Genomic DNA, 16,242 nt, shown 5'->3' on the forward strand with positions numbered 1-16,242 from the left:
GCCTGCTCGCGATAGCGGTTTCAGATTCACCACTGTGGCCGGTGCGAACCCAGTTCTGTAGCCGGCAACGCCCACCGAATCGGTGTGCCGCTGATCTTCACCGGCACCTGCAAACGATGCGCCGGGCCCCACGGGGTCTGTTCAATCAGCAAACCCTGATCCTGTTCATCCTCGGCGCGCAGCGTTTCAGTTATCCCCGGCCCATGCTCGATCAACAGTTTCGCCGTCCGCGCCAATGACAACCGCGCCGAGCCACCGCGACCCGTGTTCAAACGCTCGGTCAACAGTCGAAGCGCACTCGCCGCCATCAGGTATCCGGTCGCATGATCCAGCGCCTGCACCGGCAACGGCGTCGGTTTGTCAGCTTGCTTCCAGCGCTGGCCGGCCTCGGCAATGCCGCTGCTCATCTGCACCAGACTGTCGAAGCCGCGGCGGTTCTGCCACGGGCCGCTCCAGCCGTAGGCGTTGAGGCCGACATCGATCAGGCCCGGCGCGAGCTGGCGAAGGCGCTCAACGCCGAAGCCGAGATGCTCCAGTGCGTCGGCGCGGTACCCGTGCAGCAGAATATCGGCGTCTTTCAGCAAACCTTCAAACACCGAGCGATCCGCCGAGTCATGCAGATCCAGTCGCGCGCAGCGTTTGCCGAGGGTCATTTCCGGGACGACACCGGGCTCGTTCCAGGTCGGTGAGTCGATGCGCAATACATCGGCGCCAAGCCCAGCGAGAAAACGGCTGGCGGTGGGGCCTGCGAGCACGCGCGTCAGGTCCAGCACCTTGAGCCCGGCCAACGGTTGCGCCACCGAACCTTGCCACGGCTGACTGTGTTCATCCTGCGAATCGAGGAAGTGCACCAGCGGCTCGGCATTCACCGCCAACCCCTGCGGATGCTGTTGCCACTGTGCCCAGCTGCGCATTTCGGCGGCGCAGCCCTTGGCGTCGACCACTGCTTGCTCCAGATCCATACTTGCCCATTGCGCGACTTTCACCGCCATCGCGACACGGTCCGCGCAGGCACCGAGCACGCGTTCAGCGGCGGCGCGGTGATGCGGGGCATTGGTGTGCAGGCGGATCCAGCCATCGCGGGTCGCGTAGTCGCCAGCGACGGGGTCCCATAGTGGCGGGACTTGCCAGCCTATGGGGCGCAGCGAGGTCGAGAACCAGAACGAGGCCAAACGCCGGTCGACTGCAACGTTGGACAGGTGGCCGGTTTGCTGATGCAGGAGTTCGCTGACAGCCTGCCCGGCCGCGGCGATGCTGGCGCAGGCAAGCTCGGTGACGGCGAACGCCGAGGGCAGGGCGCCATCGGCGGTGAACGGAATCGGCGTATGCGGCAAGCCGAGTGCGGCTTGAATGGACGTGAGTAAATCAGTCATCGAAGGCCCTCCGGAGCGAGAGGGCGATGATAGTGCAAAAAGCACGAGGAGGATCGTTCCCACGCTCCGCGTGGGAACGCATCAAGGGACGCTCCGCGTTCCAGCTTCCGATTGGGACGCGGAGCGTCCCGGGCTGCATTCCCACGCAGAGCGTGGGAACGATTTCTTCGCGTCAGACGCGGAACTGATCCATCAATTTCATCTGCTGACTGGCCAGTGCATTGAGTTGGCTGCTGATCGCTGCCGACTCAGTCGCCTGGCCGGTCAAGGTTTCGGTCACGGTACGAATCGCCGAGACGTTGCGATTCACTTCTTCGGCCACCGCACTCTGTTGCTCAGCCGCGCTGGCAATCTGCAGGTTCATGTCGCTGATCACCGTCACCGCGTCGCTGATCTTGCCCAGTGCATCGACGGCCTGACGAATCTGCCCGGCGTTGTTGTGTGCCTGGGTCTGGCTCGAGTGCATGGTCGCGACCACACCACGGGTGCCTGTCTGGATGCGCTCGATCACGATGCGGATTTCCTCGACCGAATCCTGCGTGCGCTTGGCGAGGTTGCGTACCTCGTCGGCGACCACCGCGAAACCCCGGCCGCTCTCACCGGCACGGGCAGCTTCGATAGCGGCGTTGAGGGCGAGCAGATTGGTCTGTTCGGCAATGCTGCGGATCACTTCCAGCACCGAGCCGATCTGCTCGCTGTTCACCGCCAACGCTTCAACCTCAGTCACCGCTTTGCTGACTTCATCGGCCAGTTGATTGATGTCGCGGGTGCTGCGTTCGATGATCGACATGCCGTCCTTGGCCGACTGGTCGGCGCCTTTGGCGGCATTGGCCGCGTTCGACGCGCTGTTGGCGACGTCGTGGGCGGTGGCGCTCATTTCGTTGGAGGCGGTAGCGACCTGGTCGATCTCGCGGAACTGCACCTGCATGCCTTCACTGGTCTGGCGGGCGATTTCCGAAGACTGGTCGGCGGTACCGCGCGCCTCGGTGATGCTCTGTTTGATCTGCGCGATGGTCGGCTGCAGCTTGTCGAGGAAACGGTTGAACCAGTTCACCAGTTCGCCCAGTTCATCTTTCTTGGCGTAGTTCAGACGCTGGGTCAGATCGCCTTCACCGCTGGCGATGTTCTTCAGCATCTCGGCAACGCTATTGATCGGACGAGTCACCCCGGAGGCGGTCAGCCATATCAGCAGCAGGCCGACCAGCCCGGCGACCACGGCGACCAGTAGCGCGGTGAGCACGCCGGTTTCCTGGGCATCGTCGAGTACCGCTTGCAGCTTGACCGAGTCGGCCAGCAGTACTTGTTTCGGCAAGTCGATGACCACGCCCCAAGCACGCGAGTTGCCGATCGGATCGACCGGGTAAACGGCACGAATCAAATCACCCTGTTCGAGAATTTTCGGTGTGCCGGAGGTCAGCAGTTGCAGCACATCCTGGCCATCGGCGCCGAGGGTGTCGCTGATTTTTTTACCGACCTTGGTGGCATTGGAACTGTCGGCAGCGAGCACGCCGCTGCCGGAGACGATCAGCATGTGCCCGGCGTTGTTGAACAGGTTGCGCTGGGACTCGACGGCCGCTGCTTGCAGGGCGTCGAGGGCGATGTCGACACCGACGACACCGATGGCTTTGCCGTCGACAATCAACGGCACGGAAATGGTCGTCATGAGCATTTCCTTGCCACCGACAGTGTCGGCATACGGATCGAGCAGGCACGTACGCTTGTTATCGCGAGGGCAGGTGTACCAACTGTTGTAAGGCGTGCCGCTGACGCTGAGGGTGGTTTTGGTCAGGTCTTCTTCGACCATGATCGTGTTCAGCGAGGCGCCGGCAGCGCGGCTCCAGTACGTGGCAAAACGTCCGGCTTCGTTGGACTGGCGAGCGGCATCGTTGGCGAATTCGCCGTCCTTGCCGTCGAGAGCGTTCGGTTCGAAAGCGAGCCAGATGCCGAGCACTTTGTCGTTGCGCTCGAAGGCGGTTTTCAGGCTCAGGTTCAACTCTTCGCGCAAGGCGCCGGCGTCCAGCGAACGCTTGGCGGCCATTACCCGCATGTCCTTGATCTGGTCGGCCAGGGCGGTGATCACCGTCAGGCTTTCGCCGAAGGTTTTCTGCACCCGCACCGCTTGCTCGGCGGCTTTGGCTTGCAGCAGATTCTCGACACTGGCGGTGAGCAGCTTGTTGCTGGAGTTGCTGACCAGTTCGTCGTTCTGATTGGTCTGGTAGATGTTCATGCCGACGATCAGCGCAACCACACCGAGCAGGCACAGACCGGAGAGCAGGACGATTTTCAGGCGAATGGACAGAGAGTCGAACATGGGGCGATCTCGCGAATGAATAAACGGGTGGCAGTCGGACATGAACTATCCGGTTCGCCAAATCCATTCAGCGCCATTCAATGCTCATCGGCGTGGAAGCAGAGGTCATGAGGCGCGTGCCGACGGACGGTCAGCGCTAAACGTTTGCGCAGGAGAAAGTGCCGAAAAAGCGATTAATTACAGGGATGTTTCAGTGTGATGAAGGATCGATGCGGGCAGGGATTGATTCCGGGCGCGACCAGATCCACAGGTTGCCCAGACTCATCCCGGCAATCGCCAGATAGACCGGCCAGCCGTGGTCGAGCATCACCAGCATCAGGGTCGCACAGAGCAACATGCTCACTGTCGCGCTGACTTTGGCCTTGCGCGCGATGATCTTGCCGTTGCGCCAATTGCTGAGGATCGGCCCGAACAGGCGATGGTTTTCCAGCCAGGCACTCAGGCGCGGCGAACTGCGTGTCGCGGCCCAGGCGGCGAGGAGGATGAACTCGGTGGTCGGCAGACCGGGCACGACGATGGCGATCAGGCCAACGCCGAGGCTGACGTAAGCCAGCAGGCCGAACAGCACACGGGCGAGTTTCGAAGAGGCGGGTTGCGGCATGGGCTACGCGGTGGCTTCTGAAGCGGAATGGAGATCTTACAGGCTTACGCAGTTCCCCTGTAGGAGCTGCCGAAGGCTGCGATCTTTTGATGTTGTTTTCAAGATCAAAAGATTGCAGCCTTCGGCAGCTCCTACAGGGGGATGTGTGTTGTGTCAGGCAGGTTCAGCTTCGGTGGCGTAAGCCTGTTCCAGCAGCACGGTGAAGCGGTTGAACGCGTCAATCGCACCTTGCTCGACTTCGGCTTCTTCCTCAGCACTGAACTGCAGCGAGTCGAGGGTACGCACGAAGCTCTTCCAGCCTTCGGCACGGCCACCTTCAGGCTCGCCGAGGTGACGGGCACCAAAGGTTTCGCTCAGCTCCAGCGCCACAGCGCGTTTGATCAGGAACGCCGCGCCGAGCTTCGAACCTTCGGAAACGAAAATCCAGCCCAGTGCGCGAGCCTTGCTCGGGCTTTTCACCGCGCCTGCGACCGCTGCCGGTTCTTCAGTGTCGAGATCGGCGAGGTCAGCCTTGGCCGCTTCGGCGCGGCAACGCGCCGGCAGATCCGGGACGATGGCGGTGAGTTCGGCGTCGTTGTACAGCTCGACCAGTTCCGACTGGAACAGGTATTGCGCGACGACAAAACGAGCGAAGTTGGCGCGGGTCTCGAACGGCGCGTGGGCTTTGACCAGGGCGTCGAGCTTGCTGTGCGGCTCATGGGTGATCTGGTTCAGACGTTGTGAACGCAGGGCTTTTTCCGAAGTGGTCATGACATGTCCTTGATAAAAGAGGCGCTTGATAACGAGACGAACAAGACGACGTACAAGCGTAAAAAAACCTCACTGCGCGGGGAGAAAACACGCGCAGTGAGGTTGGCCGGATCAGATGTCCCAGATCAAATTGATCGCGAAGTTACGGCCCGGTTGGGTCAGGCGATCGAGGTTGGCCGGTTGTGTCACCGAGGCTTCGCCGACGCTGTCGTAACCGCGCACGTCATCCCACAGCCAGTATTTCTTGTCGGTCAGGTTGTAGATGCCGCCGCTGACGGTGACGTCGTCGGTGACTTTGTAATACCCGGCCAGATCCAGAATGCCGAAGCCCGGCGTCTTGAACTGACTGCTGACGCCATCCGGCGACTTGAAGTTGCTGTCGTCAACGCGATCCTTTTTCTTCACCACGGTCCAGCTCAGCAGGCCGCCGTAGTTGTCCTGGTCGTAGCCCAGACCGAACACGCCGGTCAACGGGTTGACGCTGTTGATCGGCTCGCCGTTGTCGTTGTTGCGACCGTAGGCATAGGCAATCGAGCCTTGGGTGTAGAGGCCTTGCGGCGCGCCGAACGCATCCAGATTCAGGCGACCTTTGACTTCCGCACCCTTGATGGTGGCGTGCTTGATGTTGGCCGACTGGAAGGTCAGCTCGTTGCGGCCCGGGGTCACAGCGTCTTCGTTAATGAAGTCGCGGTACTTGTTATAGAACACCGCGACGTCGAACGAGCCTTGTTCGAAGTGGCCGCGCAGACCGGTTTCGTAGCTTTTGCTTTTTTCCGGTTCGAGGTCCGGGTTCGGCGCCACGCTGTAGCCGGTGGTGGTGTTTTCGAAGCGGCCGTACAGGGCTTTCGCAGTCGGGGTGCGGAAGCCTTCGGCGTACTGACCGTACCAGGTGTAGTTCTCGGTCAGGGCGTAGGTCAGGCCGAATTTCGGCGAGACTTTGTGCCAGGTCTTGTTCTCGTCGCTGACCGTGCCTTGGCCGTCAGCCGCCACGGTGTTGAGGAATTCCTGGGTGATGTGTGGCTTGAGCTGGGTGTAGTCGTAGCGCAGGCCCGGCAGGAAGGTCCAGTTGTTCCAACTGATCTGATCCTGAGCGAACACGCTATAGGTGTTGATGGTCGGGTCCGGGAAGTCGGTGGCTTTTGCCAACACGTCAGCGGTGCTGGTCGCACCAATGGCGGTGCAGCCACGACCGACGGCCAGGCAGGTGCCGTCGCCGCTGCGCGAGCCGGTGACTTTCTGTTGCTTGATGGTGGTGCCGTAAGTCAGGACGTGATCGGTGGCGCCGATGGCGAAAGCCTTGTCCAGTTGCGCATCGAAGACCCACTGCTTTTCTTCGTAAATCGTGTCGCGAGTACGCAGCACTTTACGGGTGATCGGGTAGTAGAACTCAGTGGTGCTCTGGTCGGTTTTGGCGATCTGGTGGTTGAGGCTCCACTTCACGTTATCGACCAGCAGGCTGTCGAGGGCGAACGAGTGCTCGATGCCGAAACGTTCACGGGTGATGGTGTCGTTGCCGGTGCGCCACTGGTACATGCCGCCGGGCAGCACGCTGTTCGGAATGGTCGGGGCGCCGTTGAAGTACGGGCCGCCGTAAGCACTCTTCTGATCGGTGTCGCGATCATCCTTGTACTTTTCGTAGGTCAGGCCCAGACGCGAATCTTCGTTGTAGTTCCAGCCGATCTTGGCCAGCACGTTGTAGGCGCGGACGTCTTCCGGGTTGGCGGCGGTGCGCTCAAGGCCAGTGCCATTGTTGCTGCCGTAGGAATCGGTTTCGTGACCGTCGCGCTGGCTGTAATGCAGCAAGCCGTCGAACTGGTCGGCGCGGCCGGCAACCGTGGCGGACTTCAGCCAGCTGTCATCGGCGGAGCTGTAACCGGTTTTCAGACGTGCGCCGACATCCTTGCCGGGTTTGATGATGTCGTCGGCATCAAGGGTGTAGTAGCTGACGGCGCCGCCGATGGCGTTGCTGCCATACAGCACCGAGGCCGGGCCACGGAGGATTTCCACGCGTTTGACGATTTCCGGGTCAACGTAGTTGCGCTGGGTCTTGGCGTACGGGCCGTTGAAGAAACCGTCCGGCACTTCGACGCCGTCAACCTGAGTCAGGATGCGGTCGCCGTCGATGCCGCGAATGTTATAGCCGCTGATACCGCCACGTTGACCGGCGCCGCCAACGGAAACGCCCGGCTCATAACGCACCAGATCCTTGATGGTGTTGACGTTGTTGCGGTCCAGATCCTGGCGGGTCTGCACGGTGACGGTGGCCGGCACGCTGTTGACCGACTGCTCCTGACGGGTGGCGCTGATAGTCACCTGATCCAGATTGAGCGTACCGCTGGCGTTGCGCTTTTCCAGCACAACGTTGTTGTTGCTGATTTTGCGGAAGCTCAGGTTGGTCCCCACCAACAGGCGCTCCAGGGCTTTTTCCGGTGGCAACGAGCCACGCACGCCCGGCGACGACACGCCCTGACCCAGTTCTGCCGGCAAGCCGACCTGCCAACCGGTTACGGCGGTGAAGGCATTAAGTGCCGACACCAGCGGCTGCTGGCCGATGGCGAACGAGTAATCGCCCATGTTGCGCGTCGGTTGCTCGGTGGCCGCCATCAGTGGAGCGGTGCCGGCCATCAGGATGGCCGCGGTCAGCAGCGACAATACGCGGGAAGGGGAGGAAGTCTGGCGGGTAAGGCGTGAGGACATCGATAGCGCTCCGTGTCGCACGAATCTTTATAGGTGCTGATTGGCTTCGCGTGATGCGAATCAATTGCATTGGCTATAACGAGACGTACTGACGTTGGCTATCGAGTAAAAATAATTCTCATTTAGTTCAAAATCACCAGCGCGGGGAATTCCTGCAGGCGCGCCGAGGTGATGTGCGCGAGGGAACGCACCACGTCGAGCGGCTGATCGAGACGGTAATTGCCGGTTACGGCGACGTCGGCCAGTTGCTCGTTGTTGTTGATGATCCAGCCCGGGTAGTAGCGGCGCAATTCGGCCAGCACCTGATTCAGCGGGCAGTTCTCGAACACCAGCCGGCCCTGCACCCATGCCAGATCGGTGTTGGCATCGAGTTTGGCCGGGCGGTCGAAACCGTTGGGGCCGATGCGAATGCTTTCGCCGGCAGTCAGGCGCACACGGGCATCGTTGTGCGTGGCGCGTAAATCGACGTCGCCGCGCTGCACGTTGACCTGCGCCACGCCATCGAGATAACGCACCGCGAACGCAGTATCGCGCACGCTGGCGCGGACCGGGCCAGCATCGATTTCCAGCGGTTGACTGCGGCCGCTGGCGATCTCGAAAAACGCTTCGCCCTGAAACAACCGGGCAACGCGCTGCTGATCGTTGATGGTGCTGGAGAATGCCGAATTGGTGTTGAGCAGAACTTTCGAGCCGTCCTCCAGTTGCAGACGCTGACGCTCGCCAACCACCGTGAGGTGATCGGCCTGAAGGCGCATGGGCAAATTGCTGAAACTGAACAGACCGAGCACCAGTACCGCAGCAGTGGCCAGTGGTTTCCAGTGCGGACGCAGACGCTGGAGGAAGGTGACTTTCGCAGGTTTGGCCGCCAGGCTTTGCGCGCACTGAGCGATTTGCGGGCCATCCCAGATCGCCTGGGCCTTGGCGAACGCTTCGGCATTCAACGGATCGGCCGCCAGCCAGGCATGAAACTGCCGGGTCTGCTCCTCGTCGGGGCTGCCGAGCACGATGAGCCAGTCGAGTGCCTGGTCCATTGCGTTTGCAGCGTCCTGCACCGAATCCGGCGAAGGCGAGCGGTGGGTGTCCGTCACGGTGTTTCCTCGGCAGTGTCTGCGCACGGCTGTTTTTTTAAGTGAAGCGTAAAAGTCGGGCAAGGGTAACAAAGCCCGCTGATCCGTGCAGTCGATCCTGGCACTTACAGAAAAGCCCTACAGCTTCAGTCGCCATTCAGGCGTTCGGCGACGCCGATGCAAATGGTCATGATCAGCTTCAGTTCTTTCTGCACGGTGCTGAGGGAAACATTCAATTCATCAGCGATTTCCTGATAACTGTTCCCGTGCAAACGGCTGAGGATGAAAATCTGCTGCTGGCGGGGGCTGAGTTGACTGAGGCTCACGTTCAGGCGCTCCAGCATCTGTTCGGCGTGGGCGGCATCTTCGGCGCTGCTGGCGGGGGCGGCGACGCTGTGCACGACATCCTGCGGCACGTCATCGACCATGGTTCGCGAATGGATCTTGCGCGCACGCAAATGATCCAGCGCCAGATTGCGCGCGGTCTGGAAGACAAAAGGTTCGAGGTGATCGATGGCCCGCTCGCTCAACGCCCGCGTCACGCGCAGGTAGGTCTCCTGCAGCAGGTCTTCAGCGGTGCTGTGATTGTTGACCATCCGTTCCAGCGTACGCAGCAGCGAGGTGCGCTGGGTGAGGAAGACATGGTTGAAGCGCGATTGACTCACGGGAGGACCTGATCCATTTTGAGCGAATGATAATGATTGTCATCTGCAGGTATGGTCAAGCCTTGATTTGTCAAAGAACGGTAAAGGTCTTGTGCGGATCGAAATGTAGCAGCTGCCGAAGGCTGCGATCTTTTGATGTTGATCTTAAAAACCAGATCAAAAGATCGCAGCCTGCGGCAGCTCCTACAGGGGATCGGGATAACCTTACTCGGCGTTACACAGCGCCAGGCAGTTATCCAGCATACGGTTCGAGAAGCCCCACTCATTGTCATACCAGGCCAGCACTTTCAGCAGTTTGCCGCTGGATTTGGTGTGATTGGCGTCGAAGATCGACGACAGCGGATTGTGGTTGAAGTCGCTGGATACCAGCGGCAGGGTGTTGAAACCGAGAATCTTCGAGTGCTGGCTCGCAGCCTTCATCAGCGCGTTGACTTCCTCGGTGCTGGCTTCTTTTTTCAGCTGTACGGTCAAATCCACCAGCGACACATTGATCACCGGCACCCGCACGGCCATGCCGGTCAGTTTGCCCGCCAGTTCCGGCAGCACCAGGCCCACCGCTTCAGCGGCGCCGGTCTTGCTCGGGATCATGTTCTGCGTGGCCGAACGCGCGCGGTACGGGTCGGTGTGATAGACGTCGGTGAGGTTCTGATCGTTGGTGTAGGCATGAATCGTGGTCATCAGGCCGCTTTCGATCCCCAGCTCGCGGTGCAGCACTTGCGCCACTGGCGCCAGGCAGTTGGTGGTGCACGAAGCGTTGGAGATGATCTGGTGCGACTGGCGCAGAATGTCGTGGTTCACGCCATAGACAACAGTGGCGTCGGCACCTTTGGCCGGGGCCGAGATGATCACTTTGCGGGCGCCGGCAGTAATATGCGCGGCGGCTTTGGCGCGGTCGGTGAAGAGACCGGTGCATTCGAACACCACATCAATCTTTTCCGCCGCCCATGGCAGCTCGGCCGGGTTGCGAATGGCGCTGACCGCAATGCGGTCGCCGTTAACGGTCAGACTTTCGTTGTCATGCTCGACCTGAGCGTCGAACGTGCCGTGAACGGTGTCGTATTTGAGCAGATGGGCATTGATCGAGCTGTCGCCCAGATCGTTGATGGCGACGATCTGCAAATCCTGTCGATAGCCTTGGGTATACAGTGCGCGCAGGACATTACGGCCGATACGGCCAAAACCATTGATTGCGATTCGAAGAGTCATGGAACAGCGCCGCCGTCGTTTTGTTGTTGGAATTACAAGATTATTCGCATAAAAATAGAAAACAAGCCTTTTTAATGGCAATATTTTGTTTTATCTACAACGAGTGACCTGAATCAACTGGTCCGAATGGTCAAAAAAGCCGTCTGTCATTCCAACAACAACGGCGTTTGATCAGCATAGACAATCAGGTCGCCACATCCGTTAGCCTGGAGTTCTACACATGCATCCCCGCGTCCTTGAGGTCACCGAACGGCTTATCGCCCGCAGCCGCGCCACGCGTCAGGCTTACCTTGCACTGATTCGCGGCGCCGCCACCGACGGGCCGATGCGCGGCAAGCTGCAATGCGCCAACTTCGCCCACGGCGTGGCCGGTTGCGGCAGCGAAGACAAGCACAGCCTGCGGATGATGAACTCGGCGAACATCGCCATTGTTTCTTCGTATAACGACATGCTCTCGGCGCACCAGCCGTACGAAGTGTTCCCGGAACAAATCAAGAATGCCCTGCGCGAAATCGGCTCGGTCGGCCAGTTCGCTGGCGGTACGCCGGCGATGTGCGACGGCGTCACCCAGGGTGAGCCGGGCATGGAACTGAGCCTGCCGAGCCGCGAAGTGATCGCTATGTCCACCGCTGTGGCGCTCTCTCACAACATGTTTGACGGCGCGCTGATGCTCGGCATCTGCGACAAAATCGTCCCGGGTCTGATGATGGGTTCGCTGCGTTTCGGCCACCTGCCGACGATTTTCGTTCCGGGCGGGCCGATGGTCTCGGGGATTTCCAACAAGGAAAAAGCCGACGTGCGCCAGAAGTACGCCGAAGGCAAAGCCACGCGCGAAGAGCTGCTGGAATCGGAGATGAAGTCCTACCACAGCCCGGGCACCTGCACCTTCTACGGCACCGCCAACACCAACCAGCTGCTGATGGAAGTCATGGGCCTGCACTTGCCGGGCGCGTCTTTCGTCAATCCGAACACGCCGCTGCGTGATGCGCTGACCCGCGAAGCCGCGCACCAAGTGACGCGCCTGACCAAGCAGAACGGCAACTTCATGCCGATCGGCGAAATCGTCGACGAGAAATCGCTGGTCAACTCGATCGTTGCGCTGCACGCCACCGGCGGCTCGACCAACCACACCTTGCACATGCCGGCCATCGCCATGGCCGCAGGCATTCAACTGACCTGGCAGGACATGGCCGACCTCTCCGAAGTCGTGCCGACCCTGAGCCACGTTTACCCGAACGGCAAAGCCGACATCAACCACTTCCAGGCAGCGGGCGGCATGTCGTTCCTGATCCGCGAACTGCTCGGCGCCGGTCTGCTGCACGAAGACGTCAACACCGTGCTCGGCCACGGCTTGAGCAAATACACCAAAGAGCCGTTCCTCGATAACGGCGAACTGGTCTGGCGTGAAGGCCCGGTCGATAGTCTCGACGAAAACATCTTGCGCCCGGTCGCCCGTGCGTTCTCGGCGGAGGGTGGTTTGCGTGTGATGGAAGGCAACCTCGGTCGCGGTGTGATGAAGGTGTCCGCCGTCGCGTTGGAAAACCAGATCGTCGAAGCACCGGCCATGGTGTTCCAGGATCAGCAGGACCTGGCCGACGCGTTCAAGGCTGGCCTGCTGGAAAAAGATTTCGTCGCCGTGATGCGCTTCCAGGGCCCGCGTTCCAACGGCATGCCGGAGCTGCACAAGATGACGCCGTTCCTCGGCGTGCTGCAGGATCGCGGCTTCAAAGTCGCGTTGGTGACTGACGGGCGGATGTCCGGCGCCTCGGGGAAAATCCCCGCAGCGATTCACGTCAGTCCGGAAGCTTATGTCGGTGGCGCTTTGGCGCGCGTGCAAGAGGGCGATATCATTCGCGTCGATGGCGTCAAAGGCACCTTGGAACTCAAGGTCGACGCCGCAGAATTTGCAGCGCGCGAACCCGCCAAAGGCCTGCTGGCCAACAACATCGGCAGCGGTCGCGAACTGTTTGGCTTTATGCGCATGGCCTTCAGCTCGGCGGAGCAGGGCGCCAGCGCCTTCACTTCTGCCCTGGAGACGCTTAATTGAAACTGGCTTTGGTCGGTGACATCGGAGGCACCAACGCGCGGTTCGCGTTGTGGAAAAACCAGCAACTGGAATCGGTTCAGGTGCTGGCCACGGCCGACCATGCCAGCCCGGAAGAGGCGATCAGCCTGTTCCTGAGCGGGCTCGGTCTGGCGCCGGGTTCGATCGGTTCGGTGTGCCTGTCGGTGGCGGGGCCGGTAAGCGGTGATGAGTTCAAGTTCACCAACAACCACTGGCGCCTGAGCCGCACCGCATTCTGCAAAACCCTGCAGGTCGAGCAGTTGTTGCTGGTCAACGACTTCTCGGCGATGGCGCTGGGCATGACCCGCTTGCAGCCGGGCGAATTCCGCGTGGTCTGCGAGGGTGCGCCGGAGCCGTTGCGTCCGGCGGTGGTGATCGGCCCGGGCACTGGCCTTGGCGTCGGCACCTTGCTCGACCTCGGTGAAGGTCGTTTCGCGGCGTTGCCGGGCGAGGGCGGTCATGTCGATTTGCCGCTGAGCAGTCCGCGTGAAACCCAGTTGTGGCAGCACATCCACAACGAGATCGGCCATGTCAGCGCGGAAACCGCGTTGAGCGGCGGCGGTTTGCCGCGAGTCTACCGCGCGATTTGCGCAGTGGGCGGACATGAGCCAACGCTTGATACGCCGGAAGCGATCACGGCGGCCGGGCTGGCAGGTGATCCGATTGCCCTGGAAGTGCTCGAGCAGTTCTGCTGCTGGCTCGGCCGTGTCGCCGGCAACAACGTGCTGACCACGGGCGGGAGGGGTGGGGTTTACATCGTCGGTGGTGTGATTCCACGCTTTGCCGATTTCTTCCTCGAAAGCGGTTTCGCCCGTAGCTTCGCTGACAAAGGGTGCATGAGCGATTACTTCAAAGGCATTCCGGTGTGGCTGGTGACAGCGCCGTATTCCGGGCTGGTGGGCGCCGGCGTAGCCCTGGATCAATCAATCCCAACCTGAAATGCACTCAGACTGTAGGAGTGAGCCTGCTCGCGATAGCTGTCTTGGATTCAACACATTCGTTGACTGACACACCGTTATCGCGAGCAGGCTCACTCCTACAGTTGTTTTGTGGTGTTTGTAAAATCAGTGCTTAAGGCATAATCCGCCCCAATTCCAACAACAAGGATGCCTTCGAAGTGAGCTCAGTCAACAAGTCGATATTGTTGGTCGATGACGACCAGGAAATACGCGAGTTGCTGGAAACCTACCTGACCCGCGCCGGGTTTCAGGTGCGTGCCACGGCCGACGGCGCCAGTTTTCGTCAGGCCCTCAACGAGGCGCCGAGCGATCTGGTGATCCTCGATGTCATGCTGCCCGACGAGGACGGCTTCAGCCTGTGCCGTTGGGTGCGTCAGCATCCGCGTCAGGCGCAGGTGCCGATCATCATGCTTACCGCCAGTTCCGACGAAGCCGACCGCGTGATCGGCCTGGAACTTGGCGCCGACGATTACCTCGGCAAACCCTTCAGCCCGCGCGAACTGCAAGCCCGCATCAAAGCTCTGCTGCGGCGTGCGCAATTCGGTCAGGAGCGCAGTGGCAGCGACGTGCTGGCCTTCGATGAATGGCGGCTGGACATGGTCAGCCATCGGCTGTTTCACACTGACGGCGAGGAAGTGATTCTCTCCGGCGCCGACTTCGCCCTGTTGAAACTGTTCCTCGATCATCCGCAGGAAATCCTCGACCGCGACACCATCGGCAACGCCACCCGTGGCCGTGATCTGATGCCGCTCGATCGCATCGTCGACATGGCCGTCAGCCGTTTGCGCCAGCGTCTGCGCGACACCGAGAAACCGCCACGGCTGATCCGCACCGTGCGCGGCAGTGGCTATCAACTGGCAGCCAACGTGGTTGCCGGCAATGCTCACTGAGTCGCTGCGCAAACTCGCCGCCAAGGTGCCGGTACCGCGTTCGCTGCTCGGGCGGATGTTGTTGCTGACCTTGCTCGCCGTACTGTTTGCGCAGACGTTATCGAGCGTGATCTGGGTCTCGCAACTGCGTGCCACGCAACTCGAAGGCCTGGTCACCAGCGCCCGCAGCCTCGCCCATTCAATGACCGCCAGCGTCAGCTATTTCCGTTCATTGCCGGTGGCTTATCGGCCGTTGGTGCTCGATCAATTACGCAGCATGGGCGGCACCCGCTTCGTCGTGACACTTAACGACAAGCCGTTGGGCATGGACGTGCTGCCGGTCACGCCGCGTAAAGCGGCGGTGATGAAAGCGGTCGACGAAGTGCTGCGCCAGACCCTCGGCAATGACACGGATATTTCGGTGACCTTTGTCAGTCCCGAAGACCTGCGGATTTTCAATGCCGGGCTGAAACTCGATGAGCTGCCGCGCTCGTGGGCGCATTACGCGCTGACTCTGGAGCCGGTGAATCCGCCCGTGCTGGTCACGCAGATTCAAATGGCCCCGGGTGAATGGCTGTACATCGCCTCGCTGTTGCCCGAGCCGTACACCAGCCTTGAAGAGCAAGGCCTGCCATCGCAGCAGGTGTGGTTTATCGTCCTCACCAGCGGATTCTTGCTGTTGTTCATCGGCCTGTTGGTGCACTGGCAGAGCCGCCCACTCAAGCGTCTGGCGCGCGCCGCGCGGGATCTGTCGCTGGGTGCCGACGTCGAGCCAGTGGCCGAGGGCGGCGGCAGTGAAGTAGTCGAAGTGGGCCGCGCCTTCAACACCATGCGCGAGCGCATCAGCCGTTACCTGACTGAACGCAGCCAGTTATTCAGCGCGATTTCCCATGACCTGCGCACGCCGATCACCCGTTTGCGTTTGCGCGTCGAATTGCTTGAAGACGAGAAGCTGCAAGCCAAATTTGGCCGCGATCTGGATGAGTTGGAGTTGTTGGTCAAGGGCGCGCTGCAATGCGTGAAAGACACCGACATCCACGAGAACATCGAGCCGGTGGATCTCAACCATGTGCTGGATTGTCTGGTCGAGCCCTATCTGGCGCCGAACGGCAACGGTCGCGTGACTCAACACGGTCGCGCGTTGGCGGCGTATCCGGGTAAACCGCTGGCGCTGAAACGGTGCATCGGTAATCTGATCGACAACGCCTTGAAGTATGGGCAGAACGCACATCTGCACATCGATGACGATGACAGCGCGTTTGTCTTGCACGTTGATGATGAAGGGCCGGGTGTGCCGGAGCAGCGGCTGGAACAAGTTTTTGAGCCGCACTTCAGGCTGGCGGGGCAGCAGCAGGGCTATGGTTTGGGGTTGGGCATTGCGCGCAACATTGCCCACAGCCATGGCGGGGAAGTGACGTTGCAGAATTTGCGTGAGGGTGGGTTGCGGGTGACCCTGCAACTGCCGCGTTCGGCGGATTAGGTCAAAAGAGCCCCTCACCCTAGCCCTCTCCCAAAGGGAGAGGGGACTGATCGGGGGATGCTGTAGAGATACGCCGACCTGGAAGTCCGGTAGCGAATCCATAATCGACTCAATGTATCAGGTCGGCGGATAACTCATTACACCTCGGTCGGCCCCCTCTCCCTCGGGGAGAGGGCTGGGGTGGGTAAAGACCGGGTAC

Annotated in this window: 12 protein-coding genes and 1 pseudogene; 4 read left to right on the forward strand and 9 right to left on the reverse strand. The window is 60.8% G+C overall.

Features of this window, described 5'->3' with window-relative positions; translation table 11 throughout:
* Positions 1–26: 26 nt before the first annotated feature.
* The 9 genes and pseudogenes from FGA82_RS24730 to gap all read right to left on the reverse strand — a co-directional run bounded on the left by FGA82_RS24730 (position 27) and on the right by gap (position 10,670).
* Positions 27–1,373, reverse strand: coding sequence for a CoA transferase (locus tag FGA82_RS24730; protein WP_141129106.1), 1,347 nt, complete (start codon positions 1,371–1,373; stop codon positions 27–29).
* Between the two features lie 172 nt (positions 1,374–1,545).
* Entirely contained in the window at positions 1,546–2,301 is a 756-nt protein-coding gene (locus tag FGA82_RS32970) for a methyl-accepting chemotaxis protein (RefSeq protein WP_407692549.1), read from the reverse strand.
* A gap of 150 nt (positions 2,302–2,451) precedes the next feature.
* Positions 2,452–3,726: pseudogene (locus FGA82_RS32975) on the reverse strand (chemotaxis protein); the annotation flags it as partial.
* 148 nt (positions 3,727–3,874) lie between these two features.
* Complete coding sequence (locus FGA82_RS24745; protein ID WP_141129108.1) at positions 3,875–4,285, reverse strand: YbaN family protein; 411 nt, start codon at positions 4,283–4,285, stop codon at positions 3,875–3,877.
* Between the two features lie 153 nt (positions 4,286–4,438).
* Positions 4,439–5,035, reverse strand: a complete 597-nt coding sequence (locus FGA82_RS24750; protein WP_141129109.1) for a biliverdin-producing heme oxygenase — start codon at positions 5,033–5,035, stop codon at positions 4,439–4,441.
* Between the two features lie 111 nt (positions 5,036–5,146).
* Positions 5,147–7,732: a TonB-dependent receptor gene (locus FGA82_RS24755; RefSeq protein ID WP_141129110.1), complete on the reverse strand. Its 2,586-nt coding sequence runs from the start codon at positions 7,730–7,732 to the stop codon at positions 5,147–5,149.
* 122 nt (positions 7,733–7,854) lie between these two features.
* Positions 7,855–8,820, reverse strand: a complete 966-nt coding sequence (locus FGA82_RS24760) for a FecR family protein (RefSeq protein WP_141129111.1) — start codon at positions 8,818–8,820, stop codon at positions 7,855–7,857.
* A 125-nt stretch (positions 8,821–8,945) separates the two neighbouring features.
* Positions 8,946–9,464, reverse strand: a complete 519-nt coding sequence (locus FGA82_RS24765; protein WP_007917886.1) for an RNA polymerase sigma factor — start codon at positions 9,462–9,464, stop codon at positions 8,946–8,948.
* 204 nt (positions 9,465–9,668) lie between these two features.
* Complete coding sequence (gene gap / locus FGA82_RS24770; RefSeq protein WP_141129112.1) at positions 9,669–10,670, reverse strand: type I glyceraldehyde-3-phosphate dehydrogenase; 1,002 nt, start codon at positions 10,668–10,670, stop codon at positions 9,669–9,671.
* A gap of 220 nt (positions 10,671–10,890) precedes the next feature.
* Here gap and edd point away from each other — a divergent pair, with 220 nt between their 5' ends.
* The 4 genes from edd to FGA82_RS24795 all read left to right on the forward strand — a co-directional run bounded on the left by edd (position 10,891) and on the right by FGA82_RS24795 (position 16,043).
* Positions 10,891–12,717 carry a phosphogluconate dehydratase gene (gene edd / locus FGA82_RS24775; protein ID WP_141129113.1) on the forward strand — a complete coding sequence of 609 codons (1,827 nt, stop codon included), beginning with the start codon at positions 10,891–10,893 and terminating at the stop codon, positions 12,715–12,717.
* Positions 12,714–13,673 (forward strand): glucokinase, encoded by a 960-nt coding sequence (locus FGA82_RS24780; RefSeq protein WP_141129114.1) that lies wholly within the window; start codon positions 12,714–12,716, stop codon positions 13,671–13,673. Before edd ends, FGA82_RS24780 begins: the two co-directional genes overlap by 4 nt.
* A gap of 179 nt (positions 13,674–13,852) precedes the next feature.
* Positions 13,853–14,584 carry a response regulator gene (locus FGA82_RS24790; protein ID WP_007917879.1) on the forward strand — a complete coding sequence of 244 codons (732 nt, stop codon included), beginning with the start codon at positions 13,853–13,855 and terminating at the stop codon, positions 14,582–14,584.
* A complete protein-coding gene (locus FGA82_RS24795) occupies positions 14,574–16,043 on the forward strand; it encodes an ATP-binding protein (protein WP_077574255.1) in 1,470 nt (489 codons plus the stop codon). Before FGA82_RS24790 ends, FGA82_RS24795 begins: the two co-directional genes overlap by 11 nt.
* Positions 16,044–16,242: the final 199 nt, after the last annotated feature.

The sequence above is a fragment of the Pseudomonas fluorescens genome (assembly GCF_005938625.1).
Classification (GTDB): Bacteria; Pseudomonadota; Gammaproteobacteria; order Pseudomonadales; family Pseudomonadaceae; genus Aquipseudomonas; species Aquipseudomonas fluorescens_BD.

Excerpts from the sequence above, each read along its gene's own strand:
- FGA82_RS24795 (WP_077574255.1), top strand. The coding sequence starts at position 14,574 with ATGCTCACTGAGTCGCTGCGCAAACTCGCCGCCAAGGTGCCGGTACCG.
- FGA82_RS24730 (WP_141129106.1), bottom strand. The coding sequence starts at position 1,373 with ATGACTGATTTACTCACGTCCATTCAAGCCGCACTCGGCTTGCCGCAT.
- FGA82_RS24755 (WP_141129110.1), bottom strand. The coding sequence starts at position 7,732 with ATGTCCTCACGCCTTACCCGCCAGACTTCCTCCCCTTCCCGCGTATTG.
- FGA82_RS32970 (WP_407692549.1), bottom strand. The coding sequence starts at position 2,301 with ATGCAGGTGCAGTTCCGCGAGATCGACCAGGTCGCTACCGCCTCCAAC.
- FGA82_RS24745 (WP_141129108.1), bottom strand. The coding sequence starts at position 4,285 with ATGCCGCAACCCGCCTCTTCGAAACTCGCCCGTGTGCTGTTCGGCCTG.
- FGA82_RS24750 (WP_141129109.1), bottom strand. The coding sequence starts at position 5,035 with ATGACCACTTCGGAAAAAGCCCTGCGTTCACAACGTCTGAACCAGATC.
- edd (WP_141129113.1), top strand. The coding sequence starts at position 10,891 with ATGCATCCCCGCGTCCTTGAGGTCACCGAACGGCTTATCGCCCGCAGC.
- gap (WP_141129112.1), bottom strand. The coding sequence starts at position 10,670 with ATGACTCTTCGAATCGCAATCAATGGTTTTGGCCGTATCGGCCGTAAT.